A 17953-nucleotide genomic window follows, 5' to 3' on the forward strand; every position below is an offset into this window, starting at 1 on the left:
ACTCGCTCAGATCAGGAAGTCGGTCGCGTGCAAGCTCGCCGCCTGGACGCCGTCGAGCGTGATGGTGTCGTTCGCCGAGAGATGAATCACGGCATCGCCAGCGGTGTTGTCGCTGATCAGTTTCGACAACGCCGCCCAGTCCGCAAACCCGTAATCCTGCACGTTGATCAGGTCGTGCTCGGTCACGGTGCAGCCGACCGCCTTGTTGCCCTGATCGAAGTCGGTGATGAGATCGTTGCCGGAGCCGGTGTTGAAGACGAAGGTGTCGCTGTTGCCGCCGCCAGAAAGCTGGTCATCGCCGGCGCCGCCGTTGAGGATATCCCTGCCGCCGGTGATCGAGCCCGGCGTGGCTGGGGCATAGCTCGCGGCATCGCCATAGAGGTGATCGTAAGTTGCCCCGCCGGTGAGGATATCGTTACCGCCCTGGGCATTGCCGGACATGGTCCGCGCATCGCCGTAGAGCTCCGGGTGCGCAAACTGGATGGTGTCGATGCCATCGAACTCGAGCGTGAGAATGTCATCTCCCCCTCGGGCATTGTCGGTCAGCGAGGTCACCGAATCTCCGTAGCCAAATCCGCCGGTCATGACGACCTCGGTGCCTAAGGTGAAGGTGATGTTGTCATTGCCGCCATGCGCATCGCCGCCGATGGAGCCGATGGCATCGCCGCTGGCTGTCGCAAAGCCCTGTAGGGTGTCCACATCGATTGCGAGCGTGTCATTGCCGCCCTGCGCCGTGCCGGTCATGGAACCACCGGCATCGCCGGCGTACACGTGGTCGTAGCTTCGCCAGCCCACCGCGCTCGTGATGGTGTCGCTGCCGCCGTGCGAATTGCCGGACATGTCGCCGGCGACATCCCCGAAAACATGCACGTCGGTGTAAAGCGAGTCGGCCCCGACACTGATCGTGTCGTTGCCGCCCCTGGCGTCGTCGGTCATCGCCCCGGCGTCGCCGACCACGAGGAAGGCATTCCAGCCGTAGCTGCCAGTCACGGTCAGGGTGTCGTTGCCGCCGTGGGAGTGGCCATGCAGCGTCGAGTCGTCCTCGCCGAAGATCGTGACGTCCACTTCAGGCTGGGTGACGGTGACCGTCACGGTGTCGTTGCCGCCCCAGGCATCCGTGGCGGTCGGGAAATTCGGATCGCCGTAGAGGGTTTCGATTTGACCAAACTGGTCGAGCAGGACGTCGATGGTGTCGTTTGGCAGATATTGCATGGCGTAACTCCCATTTCGTTGCAATCTCCGATGTCGCCCCATGCGCCACGGAGCGACATCGCGGCTTTTCGATTCAGTTCCTCAGATGATGAAGTCGGTCGGATGCAGGTTCGCCGCCTTGACGCCGTCCAGCGTGATCGCATCATTGGCCGACAGGTGGATCACGGCATCGCCGGCGGTGTTGTCGCTGATCAGGCTCGACAGTGCCGCCCAGTCGGCAAATCCATAGTCGTGTACGTCGATCAGATCGTGCTCCACCGCGGTGCTGCCGACGGCCTTGTTGCCCTGATCGAAGTCGTTGATCGTGTCGTTGCCGGAACCGGTGTTGAAGACGAATAGGTCGCTGTTCCCTCCGCCCCACAACTGGTCGTCGCCGGCTCCGCCGTTCAGCGTGTCGATGCCGCCGGTGATCGAGCCGGGCGATGCGGGTTCATAGGTCCGCGCATCGCCATACATGAAGTCCCGGCCGGCGCCGCCGTTCAGGATATCGTTGCCGCCCTGGGAATGACCCGCCATGATCGGCGCGTCGCCGAACAGCGACGAGGCGGCATCCGCGTACTGGCCGTCGATCTGGACGGTGAGGACATCGTCGCCGCCCTGGGCAAAATCCATCAGGGACGTCGACGAATCCCCCGATAGGGATGCGCCGGATATGGGGCTGTCGCCGTTCAGCGTGACGGTCAAACTGTCGTTGCCGCCTTGCGCAAGGCCGCGCAGGTCGCCGATGGCATCGCCACTGACCGTCGCCGCGCCGTCGATGGTGAGCACGCTGACATCGAGCGTATCGTTGCCGCCGTGCGAGGTATCGATCATGGAGCCGCCGGCATCGCCCGCGAACAGGTTGGCGCCACCGCGCCACCCGATCGAGCCGGTGATGTCGTCATTGCCGCCCTGCGCATTGCCCGACATGTCGCCCGCGACATCGCCGAAGGCCGAGACAGTGGTGTAGACCGTGCCATGGGCATCCGCGACGATGGTGTCGTTGCCGCCCCTGGCGTCGTCGATCATCGATTGGGTGTCGCCGACCACGAGGCCGGTGTTCCAGCCGCCGCCGATGTCGGCGATGAGCGTGTCATTGCCGCCTTTCGAGTGACCAAGCAGCATCGTGTGGTCATCGCCGAAGATCGTCAGGCGCGTATTGAGCTCAGTGACGGTGGCCGTCACGGTATCGTTGCCGCCCCAGACGTCCCTGGCTGCGGGAAAGCCGGGGTCTCCGTAGACGGTCTCGATCTGACCAAACTGGTCGAGGGTGACGTCGATGGTGTCGTTCGGCAGATGCTGCATGGCGTAGCTCCCATTTCATTGTCGGAAGCGGGCCTGACGCCTGCAGAGTTTCTTGCAAGTCGCGTTGTTGACCACGCTTCAGGGGAGAAATCTACCTTTGGTAGATGGCAGAGATTTGTAGGAATTCGGGAGAGAGTTTGGTGGCGTGCATGGAACCGCGGCGGCGTTCGTCGAGATCGCCACGGCAAGTTTGCGCGTCCCGTGAAGACGACGAGGGTTAACACATTGGTCATTTCTTTGCGGTCATTTTCACGACCTCAGTCAGCAAAGAGGCACCATGTCCGACATCACCATTCCCGGCGGCAAGATCCGTTCCTTCGTCGAGCGGATCGAGAACCTCGACAGCGAAATGCAGGAGTTGAGCGAGCAGAAGAAGGAAGTCTTCGCGGAAGCGAAGGGCGAGGGCTTCGACGTGAAGATCCTCAAGGAGATCATCAAGCTGCGCAAGGAAGACAAGAACGAGCGCGACGAGCGCGAAAGCCTGCTCGACCTCTACATGCGGGCGATGGAAACGGCCTCGCCGGAGCAGGCGAAGGCGGCGTGAGAGCATTGGGTTGATCGGTGAGGGAGAGATGGCCGCGATCGCTGGGATTGCGGCCGTCATGCGGTGGCAACCACGAAGAAGTGGAGCGCAGCAGAACCCACCGTCATTCCGGGGCGCGCGAAGCGCGAGCCCGGAATCCATTGCGCCACTCGTCGTGCCGCCCGATGGATTTTCGGGCTCGCGCCCAAGCGGGCGCGCCCCGGAATGACGGCGCAAAGGGTGTCTTCGTCGGAACGGCAGTGGCTCGTAGGATGGTTAGAGCGAAAGCGAGAACCCATCAATAGTCGTCGAGGAATGATCGGTTTCGCAAGGGCTCTGCCCATCCTACGAGCTGTTACCGTAATCATCGGTTCACCGATCCTGATCGAACAGTCGTGATCGGTGTTGCTTGCGGCACAGCGTAACTCGCCCTACGGGCTAAAAGTTCGCGCCCGACGCCATCAGCACGGCACCGGCGGCCATCAGAACGATTCCCGGCCAGTTCGATGCGATCCCAAGAAATCCCAGGCCGCGGCGAGGCGGCTCCAGCGTGCCGCGAACCGGTCGAGAGGAATCCCGACCGCTAAGGGGCCCCCGCCAAATCGTGGCGCGCAGCATGTACAGGAGTCCACCAAAGATGAGCAGCGCGCCAAGTCCCGTCAGGAACATTTTCGCCTCTCAACTTGTCACTGCCCACCCGTAACGGAGGCAGTACATTTCAAAGCAACAGCGGACGAATAAGTTCCGCTACTCAAGCGCCGCGGGATGGGTTGGGGCCTTGCAAGACCCTTCACTTTCGGCGCAGCAGTCGATGGGTATCACTTCCGCGCTCGCTCGCCGAGCTACGGTGGATAAGCCGCTCTATGCCTCACATCCTGGGGGCCGACCGTTGGCTCATTCCTGCCGGCTCTCGCTGGTGGGAGATCCCACATTCATGAAAATTCGTTCGAGAGGAACGGGGCGTTGGGTCCATTCGTTGCATTGCGGGGCTCTTGGGAGGAAGACGTCATGAAAGCAATGATCATTGCGCTTTCGGCTGCCGTTGTCATGGCTACAGCCCCAGCCGTGTTTGCTCAGGGTGTATCGAGCAAGACGCCAGGTCATGAGATGCAGCAAATAGGTTCCAAAAAGGGCGAGCCGGGCGCTTCCAGCTATGCTCCTGGGCATAAGAAGAAGCACGCCAAGTCCTCGAAGAGCACCGGCCCCGGTGCCTCGAGCTACGCTCCAGGACAAACCACAGGACAGACCACCGGCGCGAGCACGAGGCCGACCACCGGCTCGAAGTCAGGGTACTGAACTCCAGGCGGTCCTCAAGCGCGTAAGGTGGGTTAGCTCCGCGACGGCGCAAAGCGCAGTTCGCGTGGCGTAACCCACCTCGTTCATCCCGGCGCGCGGAACTGCCGTCAGTGACGCATCGCGCGGATTTCGAGCGTCGTCTGGGTGAGCCTGGCCACGAACCCCTCAAAATGCATGACCCTTTGTCTGGTCAATTGTTCATGCAACTCGGTGATCTTCTGGGATTCGGCGACAAACGAATCGCTCGCCTGCTTCGCGTACGCCATCTGAAGCTCAAACGCCTCGACGGGTGAACGCGCCGCCGCGAGCTTTCCCAGAAAGCTCCAGGCTTGCTCGAGCGACGTCCTGATGTAGTCGCTATAGGCGTCGGCAATTGCCTGCGTGCTGGCCTGGAAGGGTTCGACCGGCGCGACGGGCGGGCTTGCAGCGATCTCCATCCCGGGCGACTCGTCCGGCAAGGCTGCAGCCGAAGGTATCTCCCCACTGATCTCTCGGCCCGGCTTTTGCTCGGAATCTTGCCTGTTCTCCGCCGAGGCATCCGACAATAGATGCGCTGCACTTGCGCGTTGCTCGCCGGCCCCGGTCCGTTGTCCCGACTTCTTCTTACCGCCGCGCCGGCCGGATTTTCCCGTCGGCTTGTTGTCCACCGCACTCAACATTGCAAATGGCTCCCGAATATCGATGAAGCCGCGAGCCTCCGTCGCGTTTGCGCTGAAATCGCGATTGTGGGCTGTCGCTTGCGTGGCGGCCATGTGGTGAGATTTTGCCGCTGCATGTTTGATGCATCCGGCAAGAAGTCGCCGATCCTGATCGCTGCGGGATTGCCGTGGCGCACCGGCATCGAAATTCTGGCGCCGACAATCAATAGCGGCCGCCGCTGCCCTTTTGCTGGGTGATCCAGTCCGACAATGATTTGGGCTTCGATTTCGCAATCCGACCCGCTGATACCTTCGGAGCGTCGCGGAGGCCGTTCGTCGGACCGGTGCGCGGCGCTTGCGTTGCGATGACGCGCTGCGCGGCAGCCGACGATGCCTCCGCGGCTTCCTTCTCCAGGCGCAACTGTTTCAATCGCGCCATCTTGATGCGCTCTGCCTCGACTTCGGGTCGGTCGGCGAGCTGCGGCCTGTGTTGAGCGAGCTCGGCCGGGACCAGGACACCGAGAATGGTCGTCTCGCCGAGCGCCTTGCAGGCTTCGAGCCGATGCAGTCCCTCGACCAGAACGAGGCGGTCTCCGTCGGGCCGAACGGAAATGGGGGCCTGTTGTCCGATCTCCAGAATACTTTCCGCGATCTCCGCGACGGTCTCGGGCTTGATGGCCTTCTTCTGCTTCGTGGGAACGAAGATCTTCTCGATCGGGAAGCTTTCCGGTTTGGGCATAATCTGACTCCGCTTCTACCGGGCCCGTCGGAACCCATGCCGGTTGGGTGGAGTTTAGGAGGGAAGGGCTCGACCGCAAGGGCAATTCGGAGGAATGCGGTGTGCACTTAATCGGGGGCGCACGCGAAAGTCGGCCGAAGTAGCCCAAATTCGGCGATAGCGAACGAATTTAGTGCACTGTCACCGTTTCCCGTTCGGCGCGGCGCTCGGCCTACGCCGCGTGCTCCGTCGATCGCGTAACATCCCCACGTCCCGCAAGCAGGCCAGCGATGGAGATATCCTCGTCGAGCGCTTCCCAATGCAGCCCGACGCGGCTCAGCTCGACTCGGTCGCGCTCGTCAGGCGTTGCGTGCAGCAGGCGTGGAAACCACGCCAACGGAATTCCGAGCGTCCGGCCGTCCGACAGTTCGACCCACATCGTGTGTTCGTCAAAGCGAACGCTAGTTGCCGAAATGGTCATGCCAAGCCTTCAGGAGAAGATCGCGGTTGTCCTCGACGACGCCAGGATATTCGAAAGTTCCCGCGGATTGAAGCCATAACTATCGGCGATCGATACGGCCGGTTCGAGCCAGATCTTGGCATCCCGGCCGCCGCCCTTGACGTGAATATGCGCCGGCTCGGGCGGCTGCCCCTCGTTCGAGAAGAAGTAGTAGCGCAAGCCGCCCTGGCGTAATGCAACCGGCATCGATGCCTCCAGGCGGCTTGCGCTGTTGGTATCAGCTACACCCCGTCGTGCTGCCGCACGTATCGCACTTCATGCAGGTCCCATTCCTCACCAGCGTGAAGTTGCCGCACTCCGAGCACATCTCGCCCTCGTAGCCCTTGGCCTTGGCTTCGGCGCGGCGCTCGGCCTTGGTGGGGACGAGCGTTTGCGCGGTGCCGGCCTTGCTCCATTGGAGTTGCTCGAGCTTCTCCGTCGGCGACAGATCGTGGTTCGCTTCCTGCTTCAGGGCGACGGCGCCTTCGAGGGCGTCACTGAGGCGGGCGCTCGCGCCATGCGAGGCCATCGCCGTGACCTTGCTGCCGCCTGAGGGAGCGCTGTCGTTGCCTTGGCTGACCGCGGTCGAGCCGCCGCGCATCACGAACAAATTGTCGGTGCGGGAGCGGGTGAGGCCGCGCGAGACCAGCTTGGTCGCGTGGTGGCCGCCGTCCTCGTCCGGCTCCTTGCCTTCCTCGACGCCCTTGCCCAGCGCGTCGAAGCCCGTCTCGTTGGGATCGACGTGGGCGAGGTCGAAGCGGGAGAGGTAGCTCACCGCGAGTTCGCGGAAGACGTAGTCGAGGATCGAGGTCGCGTACTTGATGCTGTCGTTGCCCTGCACGGGGCCCGCCGGCTCGAAGCGGGTGAAGGTGAAGGCGTCGACATATTCGTCGAGCGGCACGCCGTATTGCAGGCCGAGCGACACCGCGATGGCGAAGTTGTTGATGAAGGAGCGGAGCGCCGCGCCTTCCTTGTGCATGTCGATGAAGATCTCGCCGAGACGGCCGTCGTCATATTCGCCGGTGCGCAGGTAGACCTTGTGCCCGCCGACGACCGCCTTCTGGGTGTAGCCCTTACGGCGGTCCGGCATCTTCTCGCGCTCGCGCATCACGATGATGCGCTCGACCAGCTTCTCGACGATCTTCTCCGAGACCTGGGCCGCGCGTGCCGCCATCGGCTTTTCGTAGAGCTGCTCGACCGCATCGTCCTCGTCCTCGTCATCGCTGATGAGCTGCGAGTTGAGCGGCTGGGAGAGCTTGGAGCCGTCGCGATAGAGCGCGTTGGCCTTCAGCGCGAGCTTCCACGACAGCATGTAGGCGGACTTGCAGTCCTCCACCGTGGCGTCGTTCGGCATGTTGATGGTCTTGGAGATCGCGCCCGAGATGAAGGGCTGCGCCGCTGCCATCATGCGGATGTGGCTCTCGACCGAGAGGTAGCGCTTGCCGATCTTGCCGCAGGGATTGGCGCAGTCGAACACCGGATAGTGCTCGGCTTTGAGGTGCGGGGCACCTTCCACCGTCATCGCGCCGCAGATGTGGACGTTGGCCGCCTCGATCTCGCGCTTGGTGAAGCCGACGGCCTGGAGCAGGTCGAAGCCCGGCGCGGCAATGGCTTCAGCGCCAATGCCCAACTGGTCGCGAATAAAATCCTCGCCGAAGGTCCACTTGTTGAAGGCGAACTTGATGTCGAAGGCGGTCGGCAGGGCCTTCTCGACCTTGGCGATGGCTTCATCGGTGAAGCCCTTGGCCTTCAGCGTGGTGACGTTGATGCCGGGGGCGTTCGACAGCGAGCCATGGCCGACGGCGTAGGCCTCGATCTCGGCGATCTCAGCTTCGCGATAGCCGAGCGCGCGCAGCGCGGCAGGAACGGCGCGGTTGATGATCTTGAAGTAGCCGCCGCCGGCGAGCTTCTTGAACTTGACCAGGGCGAAGTCGGGCTCGATGCCGGTGGTGTCGCAATCCATGACGAGGCCGATCGTGCCGGTCGGCGCGATCACCGTGGTCTGGGCGTTGCGATAGCCGTGCTTCTCGCCGAGCTCGAGCGCCGCATCCCAGGCCGCCTGCGCGTGGCTGACGAGGTCAGCTTGCGGGCAGGAGACGAGGTCCATCGGCACTGGATTCACGCTGAGCGCCTCGTAGCCGTTGGACTGGCCGTGCGCGGCGCGCCGGTGATTGCGGATCACGCGCAGCATGTGCGCGGCGTTCTTCTTGTAGCCGGGGAAGGTACCGAGCTCGGAGGCGATCTCCGCCGAGGTCTTGTAGGTGATGCCGGTCATCACGGCGGTCAGCGCGCCGCAGAGCGCGCGGCCTTCCTTAGAGTCATAGGGCAGGCCCATGGTCATCAGGAGGCCGCCGATATTGGCGTAGCCGAGGCCGAGCGTGCGGAACTCGTAGGAGAGCTCGGCGATCGCCTTGGACGGGAACTGCGCCATCATGACGGAGATTTCCAGCACGATGGTCCAGAGCCGGCACAGGTGCTCATAGCCCTCGACGTCGAAGCGCTTGGTCTCGGTGTTGTAGAACGTCAGCAGGTTCGCCGAGGCGAGGTTGCACGCCGTGTCGTCAAGGAACATGTATTCCGAGCACGGATTGGAGGCGCGGATGTCGCCGGACGCCTTGCAGGTGTGCCAGTCGTTCATCGTGGTGTTGAAGTGCAGGCCCGGGTCGGCCGAGGCCCAGGCGGCGTAGCCGATTTTTTCCCAGAGGTCGCGCGCCTTCAGCGTCTTCGTCACCTTCTTCGAGGTGCGGGCGGTGAGATTCCAGTCGCCGTCGGTCTCGACCGCGCGCAGGAAGTCGTCACGCAGCGAGACCGAGTTGTTGGAGTTCTGGCCTGATACCGTGAGGTAGGCCTCGCTATCCCAGTCGGTGTCGTAGGTGTCGAACTGGATGTCCTTGTAGCCCTGCTTGGCAAACTGGATGACGCGCTTGATGTAATTGTCAGGCACGAGGCTGCGGCGCGCGAGCTTGATCTCGCGGCGGAGCGCCGGGTTCTTCTCCGGGTCGAAGCAGTCGTCGCCCGAGCCTTCGCAGTTCACGCAGGCCTTCAGCACCGCCTTCAGGTGCTTCTGGTTGATCTTGGATCCCGTGACGAGGGCGGCGACCTTCTGCTCCTCCTTCACCTTCCAGTCGATATAGGTCTCGATGTCGGGGTGATCGACGTCGACCACGACCATCTTGGCGGCGCGGCGCGTGGTGCCGCCGCTCTTGATCGCGCCCGCGGCGCGGTCGCCGATCTTGAGGAAGCTCATCAGGCCGGACGAGCGGCCGCCGCCGGAGAGCTTTTCGCCTTCGCCGCGCAGGCGCGAGAAGTTGGAGCCGGTGCCGGAGCCGTATTTGAACAGGCGGGCCTCGCGGACCCAGAGGTCCATGATGCCGCCCTCGTTGACGAGGTCGTCACCGACACCCTGGATGAAGCAGGCATGCGGCTGCGGATGCTCGTAGGCGGACTTGGACTTGGTCAGCTTGCCGGTGAAGGGGTCGACGTAATAATGGCCCTGGCCGGGGCCGTCGATGCCATAGGCCCAGTGCAGGCCGGTGTTGAACCATTGCGGCGAGTTCGGCGCGACCATCTGCATGGCGAGCATGTAGCGGAGCTCGTCGTAGAAGGCCTGGGCATCGTCGTCGGACGAGAAATACTTGCCCTTCCAGCCCCAATAGGTCCAGCAGCCGGCGAGGCGGTCGAACACCTGCTTGGCCGAGAGCTCGCTGACATAGCGCTCCTTCTCGGGGAGAGCGGCGAGGGCATCGGTGTCGGGCACGGAGCGCCACAGGAAGGAGGGGACGGATTCCTCCTCGACCTTCTTCAGGCGCGCGGCAACGCCCGCTTTGCGGAAATATTTCTGGGCGAGCACGTCGGAGGCGACCTGCGACCACTCGGCCGGCACCTCGACATTCTCAAGCTTGAACACGACCGAGCCGTCGGGATTGCGAATCTCCGACGTGGTCAGGCGGAATTCGATTCCCGCATAAGGTGACTGTCCCGAAGTGGTGTGGCGCCGCTCAATCCGCATGGTCTTGCCCCGTCCTTAATCTTTGACCGGTCCCGCCCCTCGTTGAGGGCATGCCGGGTCGACATTTCGTTTCGCGGCGCCTTCCGGCCGTCCGGCCTTCGGTCACCGCAGTTCAGCCGGTGGATCCGGCCCTGTTTTTTCCCGGCGCGACGTCGATGCGTGCATCGATCATCCCGCCGGCACGTCCACACCCATCCGCCCCCAAGGGGATGTGCGCGACATGCGTTCAACGCCCCACAACGCCGCTACTTCTCTCACTTCACGCAGGTGTCACTTCGGCACCACCGCGAAGTCTACCTTCCGAGCCTGTTGCCGGCCCGTTCCGGCGCCCCCGGGGAGTCCGCATGTCGAGGGCAGACAAGCCCTCATCCCGCTGCCTTCGTCTGGCTTGGCGGAGTGCAGTCTTGCGGACCCTTTGGGGGAGTGCCGGCGGGACGCAAACTCACTCGCGCCGAACGGACCGAAAGCTAGGACTCTCCGTTGCGCCCGTCAAGAACTAGTGCGAGTTCCTGAATCAAATACTAAATATGGTGGATTGTGGGGGATAACAGGGGTCTTCGCCGCGCCTGTTGTGGAGCCAAGTATCAGTGAGTCCTCAGAGATTCCCAACCGAAAAAATTCGTATCCGGTGAGCTGCGGAGGCTTCATCCCGCTGTTCACAGGGCAGGTATATTTTTCCGGACCGGGATTGCGCCAGGGGGACTCACGTAGCCCTACGGAAGGTGAGGGCAGGCATGCCCGCCGGGACGGTGGTTCGGCCTGCGAATCCGGGCCAAGCTGACCGCAAGTTTTTGCCGGATTGCCCACATGCATGATTCGACTCGCCGGGATGCGCGGCCGCGCATCGCCCCGGCCGGCCTGATGTTCCTTGCGATCACCTCGATCGGCTGGGGCTTCAACTGGCCGGTGACGAAATTCCTGCTGGCCGAGCTGCCGCCGCTGACCCTGCGCGGGGTGACCGGCGTGCTCGGGGCGGTGCTGCTGGCGCTGCTCGCGGTGATGCGCCGGCAAAGCCTGCGGGTGGAGGGCGCGATCTGGCCGCGCCTGCTGACCGCGGCCGTGCTCAACGTCACCGGCTGGATGGTGCTGATGGGGCTGGCGCTGCTCTGGCTGCCGGCGAGCGAGGCGGCGCTGATCGCCTATACCATGCCGGTCTGGGCCTCCATCATCGCCTGGCCGGTGCTGGGGGAGCGGCCGACGGTCCTGCGTACGCTCGGGCTGGTGCTGGCCTTCGCGGGGCTCGCCTCGATCATGGGTGGCAACGGCTTTGCCGCCAGCGCTTCGAAGCTGCCGGGCATCATCATGGTGCTCGCCGGCGCATTCGGCTTCGCCCTCGGCACGGTGCTCTCGAAGAAGTACCCGATTCACCTGCCGCCGCTCTCGGCGGCGGCCTGGCAGATCGGGATCGGCTGCCTGCCGATCTCGATCGTCGGCCTCCTGATCGAGACCACACATTTGTCCAACGTGACGCCGCTCGGCTGGTGGCTTCTGGTCTATTCGGTCGTCGGGCAGTTCTGCATCGCCTATGTCAGCTGGTTCGCAGCGCTGGCGCGCCTGCCGGCCTCCGTCGCCGCGATCGGGACCATGGCGGTGCCGGTGATCGGCGTCGTGGCCTCGGCGATCGCGCTGGGCGAGCCGCTCGGGGCAGGGCAGATCGCGGCGCTGGTCTTCACTCTGGCCGCCGTGGTGCTGGCGACGCGGTAGAAGCGTGATAAAGCCATCCCGCGCTAGGTGTCCGGACGCCGGGGTATCAGTGGTCCTGAGGCTCTTTCTCTCGCCCGCGTTGTGCCGAGCCCGGCGGTTTCAACGAGAGGTCAGCAGGTGCGACAGCAAAGACTTCGAGAGCCTGGTCGTAGCCTCTGATGTTCCGCTGTCCGAGCGATGCCAACGGAACGCTATCCCTTACCTTTCCAGCGATCGTGGGATCAGCCAGGATCTGCGCATCCTTCGCGAGATTGCAGAGCCGCGACGCCAAATTCACCACCGCTCCCATCGCCGTGTAGTCCAGCCGACCGTTATAGCCAACCGTGCCCACCGTTGCCGGTCCCATGGCAACGCCCACACCAAAGCCGATCGCGTGGCCTGCGTCACACCATCTGCCGGCAAGGGACTGCACCGTCATTTGCAGGTCGATCGCGAGTCGGACCGCTTGAGTTGCCGGCTGTTCGCATGCGATCGGGGCATTGACCAGGAGCATGACTCCGTCGCCATCAAAGCCGATGAGCGTTGCCTCGTGACGAGTCGTCACGGCGCCGACGGCCGCGTAGTACTCTCGCATGACGGCCATGATGACGTGGGGTTCGTTGCGCGTGGAGAACGCCGTGAAGCCGCGTAGGTCACCAAAAATGACAGCCACTTCACGTCGCCGCGCTTCGAGCAATTCATGAGAATGTTCGACCAATTCCGCGACCTGTGACGGTAGGAACTGCTTCAGCCGTTCGATCCGCGCAGATTTCTGCTGTGAGATCGCCAGTTCAGAAGCCATTTCATTGAAGCGCAACGCCAGTTGCTGAAACTCGTCACCGCTAAAGATCTTGATGCGATGCTCGAATTGTCCGGCTCTGATCCGCTCCACGCCCTCTTCCAGTTGCTTGATCGGGCCGGACATTCTGTGCGCGCGCCAATAGGCGAGCGACAGCGCGATAAGAACACCAAGGCCAATGAGGATTGAGGATCGCCACAGGGCCGCGCGAATTGATGCAAAGGCTTCCGATGTTGGCTGCATCGCGATCACCGTCCATCCCAAATCGGCAGCCTGAACGGATAGCGCCACTACCGGGCTGCCTCGCTCCCCGGTTATCACGGCCGCTCCGCTCGCCGCGCTGACGAGATGCTTGATCCGGCCAAAACTGCTCGAACTGGCGCGGCCGCGCAGGACCCGACTGATATCGGGATGTGCGATCAGATGACCGGAATCATCGACAACTATGGCGTAGCCGGTCTCGCCAATTCTAATGGCTGCGATGACATCCCAGATCAGCTTCAGATTGACCTCGGCGATCGCAACCCCTGCGGCAGGCAGGCTCCCGGCAACCGCGACCCTCATATAGGGCTCTGAATCTCGCTGGTACTGAACCGGTCCGTACCAGACTTTGTTGCCGCGTGCGCCCAGAACAGCGGGATCCGTAGACATATCAATGCCGCGACCGGTCCTGTTCAGAAGCAGCCTGGAAACAAAGACCCGTTCGGTACCGGTCTCATCCAGAAGCGAAACCGAAACGATTGCAGGCACCTGCTGCAGGAGGCGCAAGGCATCGATCTTATGTTGCGCATCGTCTCCGGCAGACCAGGGAAGCTGCACCATCCAACCCAGCTGATCTCGGATGCCATCGGTGAACGCCTCGATCCTGTCGGACGCCGCGCGAGCATCGGCCTGCAGCACCGCGCTGATCTGGCGGCGCTGGTCTCGGTAACCGAAAGAAGCCTCGATCGCCGCGCCGAGTATCAGAGGCACCACCGCAGCGACAAACAACGTCGCGAAGTACTTGCAGAACAGCGAACGACGCGGAGGCATCGTACACGAAGAGGACTGCGCAGCACCGTCCGTCATGACTGTCTCAGGAGATCACCTTGCTGGCGCGAAACAGGATCGACGACACATCCAGGTCGATCCCCAGAAGCCTGGCTGTTTTCAGATTTACTGCCAGTTCAAACTTCTCGGGACGCATCACCGGAAGATCTGACGGATTTTCACCGCGCAGGATGCGATCGGCATAAGTGGCAAGCCGGAAATAGGTCGTGCGCTGGTTTGCCCCGTAACTCAAGAGACCTCCAGCGTCACAATATTCAGACCAGCCAAACATCGAAGGCAGCCGGTGCGCGATTGCAAGCTCCGCAATCCTCGCACGATGCACCAGCGTCACAGCATCGGGAAACACGAGGAGGGCATCCGCGTCCACCTTGGCAGCAGCCATCAACGCATTCTCGATTTCGCGAGCGCCGCAGAAGGGGACGTAGGCTGCATCAATCCCGAGATTCCGGCACGACTCCAAAGTCGCACGCCATTCCAGTGGCTCTCCCGGATGATCCGTGTTCGAGAGGACCGCCAGTTTTCGCAGCTTTGGATAAAGGTCCTTGAGCAGCTCGACGCGCTTTCCTGCCAGCTCGAGCGACAGGAATGTGCTGCCGGTGAAATTGGTGCCGGGGTGCGCAAGGCTCTTCACAACGCCCAGAGCGACGGGGTCACCGCTCAATGCAAACAGCACGGGGACGTCGGTGATTGCAGTCATGACACGTGTCGCCGGACCGCTCGAGACCACAAGGTCGACATCTCCTCGCGGCAACTCGGAGACGATCTTCCGCAGGGCCTGCGGATTTTCGGGGGCATAGTGCGTCTCGAAGGTTACCGTCCTGCCCTCAACGTAACCCAGCGCGCGCATTCCCTCGCGAAAGCCGTCCAGGAAGGGATCCGGTTCGGCCTGGGTCGAGACCCAGAAGATACGATGCAGCTTGGCTCCGCCCTGCGCCCGTGCGATCGCAGGCCATACCAGCCCTCCACCAATCAACAAGATGAACTCTCGTCTTTCCATGCGAGCACCTGTCGAAGCTGCGCCGTCAATTTCGGCCGCAGACCAAAATCGTAGCTGTGCATCTGCTGACTGCGCTCGGTATCGCGCTCCGCAAGCGGAATGTCGCGACACCGACTCCAACATTTGTCGCCGAGAGCACGCTCAGAGACTGGGCTGATGAGACGATTTGTCCTTGAGATGGGCTTGATTTTTGCTTGAGACCGACCGATCCGGATCGAAACGGCCCCACTCGCTGCATAGCGCCGTGTCGGAACACCTCTGGCGCGGGTCCGGGCGAACTACGGCGTCTCAAGAGGACAATTGGAACTCACATCCTGAGCCAGTGCCCTCGAACTCATCGATCGTGTGACTGCCGAGCGACTTCGGCAGTTCACGCGCTAGCTCGTCGCTATCCTTCCACCGTTCAGCGCCTTGCGGATCATCTCGGCGAGCTGGTTGCGGCGGTAGGGCTTGGTCAGCAGCATGACGCCGTCGTCGAGCTTGCCTTGATGGATGATCGCGTTGTCGGTGTAGCCGGAGGTGTAGAGCACCCTCACGCCCGGCCGGCGCCTGGCCACTTCTTCGGCGAGCTCGCGGCCGCTCATGCCGCCGGGAATGACGACGTCGGTGAACAGCAGATCGAACTTCTGGCCGGCCCCGATCAATTCCAGCGCGGCTTTGCCGTCGGGCGCGGCCACCGTCTTGTAGCCGAGGCTCTGGAGCTGGGTGGTGACGAAGTTGCGCACCAGCGGGTCGTCCTCGACCACGAAGATGGTCTCGGCGCCGCCTTCGGCCTGCGGCGCGATGCCGGCTGCCACCTCTGCCGTGCCTTCGCCCGGCGGCAGATAGAGCTTGATCGTGGTGCCGTGGCCTTCCTCGCTGAAAATCTTGATGTGTCCGCCGGACTGCTTGACGAAGCCGTAGACCATGGAGAGGCCGAGGCCGGATCCCTTGCCGACCTCCTTGGTGGTGAAGAACGGCTCGAACGCCTTCTGCTGGATCTCCACCGACATGCCGGTGCCGGTATCGCTGACCGCGAGCATGATATAGGGGCCGGGCGTCACGTCGGCATTGGCCTGCGCATAGGCCTCGTCCAGCACCACGCGGTGGGTCTCGAGCAGCAGCTTGCCGCCGTTCGGCATGGCATCGCGGGCGTTGATCGCCATGTTGAGCACCGCATTGGTCAGCCTGGACGGATCGATATGCGTCGTCATCGGCCCCTGTTCCAGCACGGTCTCGATCTGGATCTGCTCGCCGAGGGTGGGGCGCAGAAGCTTTGCGATGTCCGCTATCGCGGCGTTGATCTCGACGTTGCGCGGCTCGAGCGGCTGCCGGCGCGCAAACGCCAAGAGATGCTGGATCAGCTCGGCGCAGCGCTCGGCGGCGTCGTCGATCAGCCGTGCCGTGCGCTGGAGCTCGGGTTGGTCCTTCAGGCTCTCCACCAGCGTCTCGGTGTTGCCGGAGATGACGGTCAGCATGTTGTTGAAGTCGTGCGCGACGCCGCCGGTGAGCTTGCCGATCGCATCCAGCTTCTGCGACTGGTGCAGCTGCCGCTCGGTCTCGCGCGAGGTCGTGGCATCGTGATAGACCAGCACCGCGCCCGAAACATTGCCTTGCCCGTCCCGCATCGGCCGGCCGCTGATCATGAGATGGCGGGGAGCATCGCCGCTGTACGGGCGGACGATCATCTCCAGCTCTTCGAATTGCTCGCCGCGCAGCACGCGCGTCGATGGCAGCTCGTCGGCCTCGAGCGGCGTGACGCCGTCGCCGTGAAATACATCGGACAGCGCGCGCAGGTTGCTCAGGTTCATGCCGGCGCGATGCAACAGCATGCGCTCGGCGGCCGGATTGGACAGAAGGACATTGCCCTCGTCGTCGATGACCAGCACCGCCTCCGCCATGCTGCGAAACGTGCTCTGGAGCACGTTGACCGACAGGCGCAGCTCGTCATGCGCGGTGACCAGGTGCTCGGTCCGCTCCGCCACCGCCGCCTCGAGCGCCGTCTTGGCGGCCTGTGTTTGCTCGAGCGAGCTCTGGAGCTCACCCGTGGTTCGCCGGCTTTCGCGCATCACCAGTGCGACCAGGAGCAGGATCAGCACAGCGCCGGCGACGTCGATACCGAGCAGCGCGATGCCGGTGCGGCGCGAATCCCGGGATCGCTCGGCGAGCAGGCGCTCTTCCTCCGCGCTCAAGCGGTCGAGATTGGCCATCACCGTGTCCATGAGGCCGCGGCCCTCGGCCCTGCTGTTGAGCGCGGCAATGCCGGCCTGGTCGTTCTCGGCACGGAGGCGCATCGCCGTGGCGGCGATCTCCATCCGGCGCAGCGCCAGCGGCTCGGTGTCCTCCAGCAGCGCGACCTGATCGGGACTGTCGCGCACGTCGCGCTTGAGGTCGGCGAGGGCCGGCGCGATCCTGGCGTGCACCGCCTGGAAGTCATCGCTGAAGCCCGGGGTGCGATAGAGCTCGTAGCCGCGCGCAGCGCTCTCGGCGCGGCGCAGCAGCACGCGCAGATCCGAGATCTTCTTCTGCACCTGCGCGGTATGGTTGACCCATGCCGCGTCGGACCGCGACTTGACGTCGAGGGCGATCGAGGCCGCGGCGATGATCAGGAGGATGGCAAGTCCAGCACCGAAAATGACGCGCTGCGTTGGAATCAAGGGGCTTCTTTCTTGTCCTTCGGCTGTGCGCTCTCGCCTGCGCCGGCGAGGCATTCCCGGATCGTGGTCATCAGCGCTTCCGGCGTGAACGGCTTGCGCAGGCAGCGCGTTGCGCCAAGCTCCAGCGCCATGCGGAGAAAATCGGGAGAGGGCGATGCGGATGAGGCGAAGGCGTAGCCCGACATCGCAATCAGCGGAGTGGTCGGCGCGCGCTCGTGAAAGATGCGGATGGATTCGAAGCCGCGCATATGCGGCATGAAGATGTCAACCAGCATCACGTCGAAGGCCTGCGATTCCAGCGCAGCCAGTCCCGTTTCGCCGCCGTCGGCCAGCGTGACGTCGAAGCCCTGACGTTGCAGGAGGACCTCGATGGTCGCGCCGACCATCGGATCGTCATCAACCACGAGAACACGCGGCATGACACTTCCCAGGTGATCGAAGTCCCCACTGCCTTTGGTGATATCCGCGAATCGTGTGTCCGGTCAATTTTGGATTGGTCCCCCAAGGATATGCACGGCGCAGTGCATAAAGGTCCGCTTGCCTCCGGCCGTCGGTGTCCTCGGACGGGCGAGCAGGACGGAAATCGAAGCGGGTGAGGATACGCCGGCC

The 17953-nt window shown here is 63.4% G+C and carries 15 protein-coding genes; 3 read left to right on the forward strand and 12 right to left on the reverse strand.

Annotated features, from left to right (window positions below):
- Positions 1–6: 6 nt before the first annotated feature.
- Together H1B27_RS25415 and H1B27_RS25420 are read right to left on the reverse strand one after the other, a co-directional pair.
- Entirely contained in the window at positions 7–1212 is a 1206-nt protein-coding gene (locus H1B27_RS25415) for a calcium-binding protein (protein WP_197967927.1), read from the reverse strand.
- A gap of 81 nt (positions 1213–1293) precedes the next feature.
- Positions 1294–2496, reverse strand: coding sequence for a calcium-binding protein (locus H1B27_RS25420; protein ID WP_197967928.1), 1203 nt, complete (start codon positions 2494–2496; stop codon positions 1294–1296).
- Between the two features lie 277 nt (positions 2497–2773).
- Between H1B27_RS25420 and H1B27_RS25425 the strand changes: the two genes are divergently transcribed.
- Positions 2774–3040: a DUF2312 domain-containing protein gene (locus H1B27_RS25425; RefSeq protein WP_025575662.1), complete on the forward strand. Its 267-nt coding sequence runs from the start codon at positions 2774–2776 to the stop codon at positions 3038–3040.
- Positions 3041–3457: 417 nt separating this feature from the next.
- Here the strand turns inward: H1B27_RS25425 and H1B27_RS25430 are convergent, their stop codons facing one another.
- Positions 3458–3688, reverse strand: coding sequence for a hypothetical protein (locus H1B27_RS25430; RefSeq protein WP_061876578.1), 231 nt, complete (start codon positions 3686–3688; stop codon positions 3458–3460).
- Between the two features lie 339 nt (positions 3689–4027).
- Here H1B27_RS25430 and H1B27_RS25435 point away from each other — a divergent pair, with 339 nt between their 5' ends.
- Positions 4028–4315 carry a hypothetical protein gene (locus H1B27_RS25435; protein ID WP_197967929.1) on the forward strand — a complete coding sequence of 96 codons (288 nt, stop codon included), beginning with the start codon at positions 4028–4030 and terminating at the stop codon, positions 4313–4315.
- 107 nt (positions 4316–4422) lie between these two features.
- Here H1B27_RS25435 and H1B27_RS25440 read toward each other — a convergent pair whose 3' ends face one another.
- From H1B27_RS25440 to H1B27_RS25460, 5 genes are all read right to left on the reverse strand, one after another.
- On the reverse strand, positions 4423–5067 hold the full coding sequence (locus tag H1B27_RS25440) for a phasin family protein (RefSeq protein ID WP_197967930.1): 645 nt from the start codon (positions 5065–5067) through the stop codon (positions 4423–4425).
- Between the two features lie 109 nt (positions 5068–5176).
- On the reverse strand, positions 5177–5692 hold the full coding sequence (locus tag H1B27_RS25445) for a ParB N-terminal domain-containing protein (protein WP_197967931.1): 516 nt from the start codon (positions 5690–5692) through the stop codon (positions 5177–5179).
- Positions 5693–5903: 211 nt separating this feature from the next.
- Positions 5904–6152 (reverse strand): DUF2442 domain-containing protein, encoded by a 249-nt coding sequence (locus H1B27_RS25450; RefSeq protein WP_061876581.1) that lies wholly within the window; start codon positions 6150–6152, stop codon positions 5904–5906.
- A 9-nt stretch (positions 6153–6161) separates the two neighbouring features.
- On the reverse strand, positions 6162–6377 hold the full coding sequence (locus H1B27_RS25455) for a DUF4160 domain-containing protein (RefSeq protein ID WP_246515699.1): 216 nt from the start codon (positions 6375–6377) through the stop codon (positions 6162–6164).
- Between the two features lie 31 nt (positions 6378–6408).
- A complete protein-coding gene (locus H1B27_RS25460; RefSeq protein ID WP_197967932.1) occupies positions 6409–10179 on the reverse strand; it encodes a vitamin B12-dependent ribonucleotide reductase in 3771 nt (1256 codons plus the stop codon).
- A gap of 807 nt (positions 10180–10986) precedes the next feature.
- Here H1B27_RS25460 and H1B27_RS25465 point away from each other — a divergent pair.
- Positions 10987–11883 carry a DMT family transporter gene (locus H1B27_RS25465; RefSeq protein ID WP_061876584.1) on the forward strand — a complete coding sequence of 299 codons (897 nt, stop codon included), beginning with the start codon at positions 10987–10989 and terminating at the stop codon, positions 11881–11883.
- Between the two features lie 46 nt (positions 11884–11929).
- Here the strand turns inward: H1B27_RS25465 and H1B27_RS25470 are convergent, their stop codons facing one another.
- From H1B27_RS25470 to H1B27_RS25485, 4 genes are all read right to left on the reverse strand, one after another.
- Positions 11930–13729 (reverse strand): cache domain-containing protein, encoded by a 1800-nt coding sequence (locus tag H1B27_RS25470; protein ID WP_197967933.1) that lies wholly within the window; start codon positions 13727–13729, stop codon positions 11930–11932.
- Positions 13730–13736: 7 nt separating this feature from the next.
- On the reverse strand, positions 13737–14708 hold the full coding sequence (locus H1B27_RS25475) for an ABC transporter substrate-binding protein (RefSeq protein WP_061876586.1): 972 nt from the start codon (positions 14706–14708) through the stop codon (positions 13737–13739).
- 377 nt (positions 14709–15085) lie between these two features.
- Positions 15086–17344: a CHASE3 domain-containing protein gene (locus tag H1B27_RS25480; RefSeq protein WP_197967934.1), complete on the reverse strand. Its 2259-nt coding sequence runs from the start codon at positions 17342–17344 to the stop codon at positions 15086–15088.
- Positions 17341–17763 carry a response regulator gene (locus H1B27_RS25485; protein WP_061876588.1) on the reverse strand — a complete coding sequence of 141 codons (423 nt, stop codon included), beginning with the start codon at positions 17761–17763 and terminating at the stop codon, positions 17341–17343. The genes H1B27_RS25480 and H1B27_RS25485 overlap by 4 nt, the downstream gene beginning before the upstream one ends.
- Positions 17764–17953 lie beyond the last annotated feature (190 nt).

Source organism: Bradyrhizobium diversitatis (assembly GCF_016031635.1).
Classification (GTDB): Bacteria; Pseudomonadota; Alphaproteobacteria; order Rhizobiales; family Xanthobacteraceae; genus Bradyrhizobium; species Bradyrhizobium diversitatis.